This window comes from Comamonas testosteroni (assembly GCF_000761245.1).
Taxonomy (GTDB): Bacteria; Pseudomonadota; Gammaproteobacteria; order Burkholderiales; family Burkholderiaceae_C; genus Comamonas; species Comamonas testosteroni_C.
The window spans coordinates 1-1292 of sequence record NZ_AWOR01000106.1; the positions used below are offsets into that span (position 1 = coordinate 1).

Here is a 1292-nt window from a genome sequence, read left to right on the forward strand (position 1 = left end):
CCAGGTGCAGCGCGACTACACCTTCACCCACCCGCGCTACGACCAACAGCACACCGCCACCGGCGACCAGGACTTGAAAAACCAGCACAAGGACTACGAACGCTACGACTACCCAGGCCGCTACAAACGCGACATCGCTGGCAAACCCTTCACCAAGACACGCCTAACGGCGCTACGCAACGACGCCAAGCTGGCGCATGTGGAAGGCGACGATGAACGCCTGCAACCGGGGTTGGCCTTCGACCTCAACGATCATCCCCGTGAGGACTTCAACGACCGCTGGCGCACCATCGCCATCAAGCACGAAGGCAAGCAACACACCAGCTTGCAGGAAGAATCCTTTGGTAGCGGCCTCGGTACCTCTTATTCGTTGAAAGGCAGCGCCATCCGCTGGACCTCGGATTGGAAGGCGCCGCTGCGCCCCAAACCCTGCATCGACGGCCCGCAGATTGCCACGGTGGTCGGCCCGCCAGGAGAGGAGATTTATTGCGATGAATGGGGTCGGGTCAAGGTGCAATTCCCGTGGGATCGCTCGGACAAAAACAACGATCACAGCTCATGCTGGATTCGTGTAGCGCAGGGTTGGGCCGGTGCGACCTGGGGCGCCATGGCCGTGCCGCGAATCGGTCAGGAACTGATTATTGGCTATTTGGATGGCGATCCTGACCAGCCCATCGCCACGGGCCGCACCTACCGCGAGACCAATCTGCCGCCGTATGAGCTGCCCAAACACAAGACGCGGATGACCATCAAGAGCCAAACCCATAAAGGCAATGGCTTCAATGAGCTGCGTTTTGAGGATGAGCTAGGGCACGAGGAGGTGTTTATCCATGCTGAAAAGGACAAGAACGTTCATGTCAAACATGACAACACAACGTTTGTAGGTAATAACCGCAAAGAAGAAGTAGGCAATGACGAGCAGATCACTATCGGGAACGACCAGTCCCACGTGATCGGCCGGGACCACACGCTCTCGTCGGGACGTGACCATGAGACAACTGTCGGTCGGGATCGCAGTGAGCGGGTCGGCAATAACCGCTACGACACCACAACAGCCAACCACCACAGCGAAGTGGGCGGCCACTGCCAGCAAACGATCTCGGGGCAACATCGTCTAACTGCCGGCCAAGGCATACACCACACCACCACGGTCTACCAACTGCAAGCCAGTGAGCGTGTGGTCTTCCAAAGCCCGGGAGGTAGCCTCACGCTCGACGCGCAAGGCATTCACCTCAATGGCATAGCGATAACCCTGCGTGGCCCGGTCAACGCCACAAACCCATGCAAAGGCC

1 protein-coding gene is annotated in these 1292 nt (G+C 58.7%); it reads left to right on the forward strand.

Annotated features, from left to right (window positions below; genetic code table 11):
• On the forward strand, nucleotides 1-1292 hold a 1292-nt coding region (locus tag P353_RS26345; RefSeq protein ID WP_034376268.1), incomplete at both ends, for a type VI secretion system Vgr family protein.